This is a genomic window from Desulfobulbaceae bacterium (assembly GCA_015231515.1).
Taxonomy (GTDB): Bacteria; Desulfobacterota; Desulfobulbia; order Desulfobulbales; family VMSU01; genus JADGBM01.
Window position 1 is genome coordinate 1 of sequence record JADGBM010000150.1, and the last position, 5620, is coordinate 5620.

At 46.4% G+C, this 5620-nt stretch carries 6 protein-coding genes; 5 read left to right on the plus strand and 1 reads right to left on the minus strand.

Annotation, left to right across the window (positions count from 1 at the left end):
• Positions 1-74: 74 nt before the first annotated feature.
• The 3 genes from HQK80_14955 to HQK80_14965 all read left to right on the plus strand — a co-directional run bounded on the left by HQK80_14955 (position 75) and on the right by HQK80_14965 (position 2464).
• Positions 75-578: a hypothetical protein gene (locus HQK80_14955; protein ID MBF0223495.1), complete on the plus strand. Its 504-nt coding sequence runs from the start codon at positions 75-77 to the stop codon at positions 576-578.
• Positions 575-1288 carry a GGDEF domain-containing protein gene (locus tag HQK80_14960; GenBank protein MBF0223496.1) on the plus strand — a complete coding sequence of 238 codons (714 nt, stop codon included), beginning with the start codon at positions 575-577 and terminating at the stop codon, positions 1286-1288. The genes HQK80_14955 and HQK80_14960 overlap by 4 nt, the downstream gene beginning before the upstream one ends.
• Before the next feature lie 378 nt (positions 1289-1666).
• On the plus strand, positions 1667-2464 hold the full coding sequence (locus HQK80_14965) for a PilZ domain-containing protein (protein ID MBF0223497.1): 798 nt from the start codon (positions 1667-1669) through the stop codon (positions 2462-2464).
• Positions 2465-2488: 24 nt separating this feature from the next.
• On the opposite strand, the gene HQK80_14970 is transcribed toward HQK80_14965, so the two are convergent.
• Positions 2489-3955, minus strand: a complete 1467-nt coding sequence (locus HQK80_14970) for an FAD-dependent oxidoreductase (protein MBF0223498.1) — start codon at positions 3953-3955, stop codon at positions 2489-2491.
• A 300-nt stretch (positions 3956-4255) separates the two neighbouring features.
• On the opposite strand from HQK80_14970, the gene gnd reads away from it, so the two are divergent.
• The gene (gene gnd, locus HQK80_14975; GenBank protein MBF0223499.1) at positions 4256-5164 is read left to right on the plus strand and encodes a decarboxylating 6-phosphogluconate dehydrogenase; all 909 of its coding nucleotides are present in this window, start codon (positions 4256-4258) and stop codon (positions 5162-5164) included.
• Between the two features lie 20 nt (positions 5165-5184).
• A partial coding sequence (locus tag HQK80_14980; protein MBF0223500.1) for a glucose-6-phosphate dehydrogenase occupies positions 5185-5620 on the plus strand: 436 nt, incomplete at its 3' end.

Consider the following 5620-nt stretch of genomic DNA (forward strand, 5'->3'; position numbering starts at 1 on the left):
AATGGGAAATTGCCGCCTTAAAACAGTTTGAAACGGGTGTTGTGTCTTGGCTTAGTCAATAATAGGAAATACTAATGTCAGAAAATAAAATTCAAGAACTGGAACAAAGGCTTAGCATTATAGAAAGTAAGATGCTCACTATGGGTGCTCTGGCTCAGGACGTGGTCAGTTGCCAAAGAGTTGAGAGTGAACTTAAACAACGGCTTGAATTTGAATCTGTAATTCGAGTGATATCGACAGAATTTATCAACCTGTTACCCTCAGAAATTGATACCGGCATTAACAATGCCCTTAAGAAGGTTGGTCTGTTTACCAAAGCTGATCGATCGTATGTGTTCACTTATTGTGATGAAAAACGGGAGTTGTGTAATACCCACGAGTACTGCGCTGAAAACATCGAACCCAAAATAGGTGAGAGGGTCAGTGCACAGGCGGATTTATTCCCCTGGTCAATGACGGAGTTAGAAAAAAAAGGTTCGCTGTATATTTCCAGTGTCGATCAGTTTCCTCCTGAGGCGGTCAACGAAAAACAGCAGTTTATTGAGAATTCGCTCAGGCTTTTGCGGTATTTACCATGAGGATTAATGGTCGAATGGCCGGGTTTGTCGGCTTTGACTGGATACTGAAGTCTGAGGCTTACTCCTCGACCATTACTTTGCTTCTGCAAGTCCTGGGAGTTATTTTCGCCAACGCCCTAGAGAGGCAAAAGGAAGAACGAGATAAAGAGAGGCTCATTGAGGAGCTGCAGGAGACTCAGGAGGAGCTGCTGACATTATCCATTCGCGACCAGCTGACGGGCCTGTTTAACCGGCGTCATATGGAAGAGTCTCTGAAGAGGGAGGTGAGCCGGGCCAAGCGGCATGAAAGCTCTCTGGCCATTATCATGCTTGATGTGGACCATTTTAAAAATATCAATGATATGTATGGCCACATGGCCGGTGATGTTGTTCTGCAGAAAATTGGTGAGTTTTTACTTGAACATTCACGTGGTGAAGATGTGGTCTGTCGTTTCGGCGGGGAAGAGTTTGTGCTTATTATGCCGGGGGCAACTAAGGAGTCTGGGGAAAAACGGGCCAACGAACTCTGCGTTGCAATTCGTGAAGATGTTCAGATTAGCTACCGGAAAACAACGTTGCCACCTATTACCGTGTCCATTGGTGTCTCTGTCTATCCCGATCACGGCAAGAGCAGTGATGAGATGATTTTTGAAGCAGATATTGCCCTATACAAAGCTAAAGAAGGTGGACGAAATCGAGCTGAAGTAGCAAGTAAAATTGCTGGTGTTTGATTTTTGCGGACCGCCCCCTGGAATCGCTATGCGATTTGTCAGTTGTGGCTGCTTTAGTTTACAGCAGCGGGAATCATAAGGTCATAAACGTGAAGAAACTTTTCGTCTCATTGTTCGTACTTGTTTTTATGCTTTCCGGCTGTGGTCTTGTGATTCGAAAAACTATTAAGGACTATAGGCAAAAAGAAACGCGGGAGCAGGTGCAGGCAAGTCGGCAATAAGATTTTTATAAGCCGTCATCATATGGTATTACGAACAAACGTCATCCCGGTATGTTTTTAGCTGGGACCCAGGAAATCCCTCGGGGCATTTATGGCTCGGAGTCTTACGCCTTGTACTCGTTTCGTATAGGAATTCAATAATTCGGATACCGAGAGCATGAAGAAAATTATTTGGTCTGAAGATGTCGAGACCATTCGCAGGGAGATCGACCTGCTAGTCCAAGGAAAGACCGGCTTGGTCTGTGCACGACGTGGCCTCAAGAACAGTACGCGCTTACCTGCTGTTGCCAAGACATCTGCCAGTAGCGGGGAGATTTTCGTGTTGCATCATCCCCATGAGCCCTCGTGCAACTCGGATACGTGTACTTTCTACTATCACCGTCAAGGTAATCCTATACGATTTTTTACCTGCAAGCGGATCAAAAAAGCTGGCGGTTATGTCGGCTTTGAGCTGCCCAAGCAGATTTACTACATCCATCGCCGAAAATATGACAGGGTGACCCCATTCTATGCCTCTGATGTTACTTTTTCGTTACCACAAAAACAGCGGGTCTATAACGGGGTGATTGAAGATATTGCGATACAAGGGGCAAAGATACTGGTTAGTATCCCGCAAAAAGTGGCTGTCGGCACTACCCTTTGCCATGTTTCCATAAATTTATGCTTGCACGGGGCAAGGGTACAAACGGTAATCTTTGCCCCAGAAGCGGAAATTATTTGGTCTCAATACGCAAACTTTGTCACCTCGCTGGTTGGTATTCGGTTCTTTTTGGCAGAAAAACACGCTGCGGTCTTGGCTGAGTATATAGATTTACGTTTAATTGTCCAGGCGAGTGAGAAGGATGGACAAGGCAATGAGGGTGTCACTGATGAGTTGCAAAGCCATAGCGCCCTTGAGCAAGAAAATCCTTTCAGTGGGGATGATTCTGAGTATGATAAAACTCCTCTTTTTTGACGAAATACGATGTGTCTGGTGACATTACAGTTTACTGCATGGATTCTCTCCAGTGCCGCCTTTAAGATTAAAAAAGAGTTTAAGCCCTTTTTTTACAGTGTCCGAAAAAATCTTCCCCGAAAAATAAGTGCCCGCGACCCTTTTGTTGATCTCAGCAAGAGTCGGGTAGGGATGCACCGCACCGGCCAGGGTGGCAAGTTTAACTTTACCATTAAGTATGGCAACCCACTCACCTAAAAGGTCTCCTGCATGTGGACCGATAATCTGTATTCCGATAGGTTTCTCTTTGTCATTTAAGAGCATCTTTATTTTTCCAGCCGCTTCTCCTTCGGCAAGCGCTCTATCATTGTTAGCAAAATCTTCCGTCCAGACATTGTAGGAAATTCCTTTAGCCTGGGCTGCCTTCTCATTGAAGCCCACACTGGCTATTTCAGGGTGGGTGTATGTGCACCAAGGCAGGTAGGTGTAGTCTGCCTTGCGTGGCAGCCTGAACACCGCGTTACTCACCACTATCCCGCCTTCATAGCCGGCGGCGTGGGTAAACATGAAAGAGCCGTTGACATCACCTGGAGCAAATATATGCGAGTGATTGGTGCGCAGACGGGCATCAACAACGATGCCTTTGTTGCTATAGTCAAGGCCAATATGATCAAGCCCAAGATTGTCAGTGTTCGGTTTTCGTCCCAAAGCGATCAGAATTTCTTCAACGGCAAGGGCAGTCTTCTGACCGTCTGCGTCAGAAATCTGCAGTTCTTTCGTGGCACCACAATCCCGAATCTCACTTACCGTACAATTGAGATGAAATATGACGCCTTCTTCTGCGAGCGCCTTCATGGCAAGGTCTGCGACATCCTTGTCCTCTTTGCTGAGGATTTGGCCGCTGCGCTGAATCACATGAACTTCTGTGCCGAGTCGATTAAATGATTGAGCCATCTCAATGGCGATAGGGCCTGCGCCGTAAATGGCCATTGACGTGGGCAGTTTGTCTAAGCTAAAAATCTCTTTATTTGTTAGAAAAGATGTGGCGTCCAAGCCTTTTAAGTTAGGAATAGCCGAAGAAGAGCCCGTTGCAATGACCCAGAATTTTGCCGAGAACTGCCTGCCATTTAGACGAACGGTGTGCTCATCAGTAAACTCAGCCTGACCAAACTTGACTTGGACACCAAGTTTGCAAAAACGTTCAACTGAGTCGTGCACCTGAATGACATCAATGACAGATTTAATTCTGGCCGCAACATCGGTGTAGTTAACAGGAGCAATTTGGGCCTGGGGAAGGCCAAACTTTGTACTGTTTCTTATTTGATGATAGACGTGTGCGGTTTTAATTAAGGTTTTGCTTGGAACACAACCGTAGTGAAGGCAGTCTCCACCTAACACAGATTCTTGTTCAACAAGTAGCGTTTTGGCCCCCAACTGTGCAGCGCCGGAACTGACGGTTAGTCCTGCTGCACCTCCGCCAATAATACCAATATCGTAATCAAATTTTGCCACAGCAAGCTCTCCGGGTTTTAATTTTGTAAATTTATAAAATAGAATGAAGGGCGAAGGTGAGCGGTTGAGGTGGAACAGTTTAATTTAACTTTTAAATTTACTATTATACGCATATGGTATTTAGTGCTTTATTCCTGAAAATATGCAACAAAAATAAGGAAGGCTGAACGTAAGCTACGGCCCGTATGTTTGCTGAATACCAGTAAGGCACTATTTCCAGCACTGCTGGAGAAGTAATAATTGTTTTTGTTGAAGTCAACTGGAAATTGTGCCAAATTTATTGGCGCGGAGGAGAATGTTATGGAAATTGGAATGATTGGGCTAGGCAGAATGGGCATGAACATGGCTCGACGTTTGCTGCAGGCGGGGCACAGAGTGGTTGCCTATAACCGGTCCCCTGAGAAAACCAGGGAGCTTGCAGGGGAGGGCGCTGTGGCAAGTCTGACGATTAAGGAACTGGTTGCATCCCTTTCCTCCCCCAAAATTGTATGGCTGATGCTGCCAGCTGGCCAGACTACTGAAGATCATATTGCCGAGGTTGTACCTCTTTTAAATGAAGGCGATATCGTCGTAGAGGGGGGGAACTCTTATTATAAAGATGATATCCGGCATGCCGAAGAGCTTGCTGTAAAAAAGATTCACTATGTCGATGCGGGAGTTAGTGGTGGCATCTGGGGCTTGAAAGTTGGTTATTGTACCATGGTCGGTGGTGAAAAAAAGATCTTTGACCATATTGAACCCTTGATAAAGGATCTGGCGCCTCCGGATGGCTACATGTATTGTGGCCCCAGCGGCGCAGGGCATTTCGTTAAAATGGTTCATAACGGCATTGAATATGGCATGATGCAGGCCTATGCGGAGGGTTTTTCAATTATTGACCATTCGCCGTATGGCAAGGAGCTTAACTATTCTGATTTGTCGCACCTGTGGAATCAGGGCAGTGTCATTCGCTCGTGGCTCCTCGAACTGCTCGAACCAGCCTTTGAAAGTGACCCTGACCTGACATCGATCAAGGGGGTTGTCGACGATTCCGGCGAAGGCCGCTGGACTGTTCAGCAGGCCATTGAAACCGGCGTCTCTGCGCCTGTAATTGCGGCATCACTCTTTCGGCGCTTTGAGTCTAGGGAGAAAGATGCCTTCGAAAATCGAGTTCTGGCGGCCATGCGTCGAGAGTTCGGTGGCCATGCAGTTGTTGATTCTGACAAGTAATTATCCGGAAAGGGACCTCAATGCTTAGCTCAACTATTGATTGCGGCTGTAGTTTTACTAATTTACACACTGATCCCTGCCTCATTGTTATTTTTGGGGCTTCAGGAGACTTGACTGCTCGAAAGCTCATTCCGGCGCTATACCGGCTCTTTAGTCAGGGCAGTTTGCCTGAGAATTTCGTTATCGTTGGTTGCAGTCGAACCCGGATGAATGACGCCGAGTTTTGTGCCCATCTGGAAAAGCATCTATCGTCTCAAGAGTTTGGTACTAAAAAAAGCTGGCAGGAGTTTGCCGCCCATCTTCGTTATGTCCAACTTCTATACGATTCGCCAAAATCTTTCGCTGACCTGGCGACATCGTTGAAAGCCTTTGATGAGGAGTTTCGAACCGGTTGGAATCGTATCTTTTATCTGGCAACACCGCCCAGTCTCTATGGTGCTATTGCCACAGGTCTTG

Coding starts and splice junctions, on each gene's coding strand:
- HQK80_14955 (MBF0223495.1), top strand. CDS start 75: ATGTCAGAAAATAAAATTCAAGAACTGGAACAAAGGCTTAGCATTATA.
- HQK80_14960 (MBF0223496.1), top strand. CDS start 575: ATGAGGATTAATGGTCGAATGGCCGGGTTTGTCGGCTTTGACTGGATA.
- HQK80_14965 (MBF0223497.1), top strand. CDS start 1,667: ATGAAGAAAATTATTTGGTCTGAAGATGTCGAGACCATTCGCAGGGAG.
- gnd (MBF0223499.1), top strand. CDS start 4,256: ATGGAAATTGGAATGATTGGGCTAGGCAGAATGGGCATGAACATGGCT.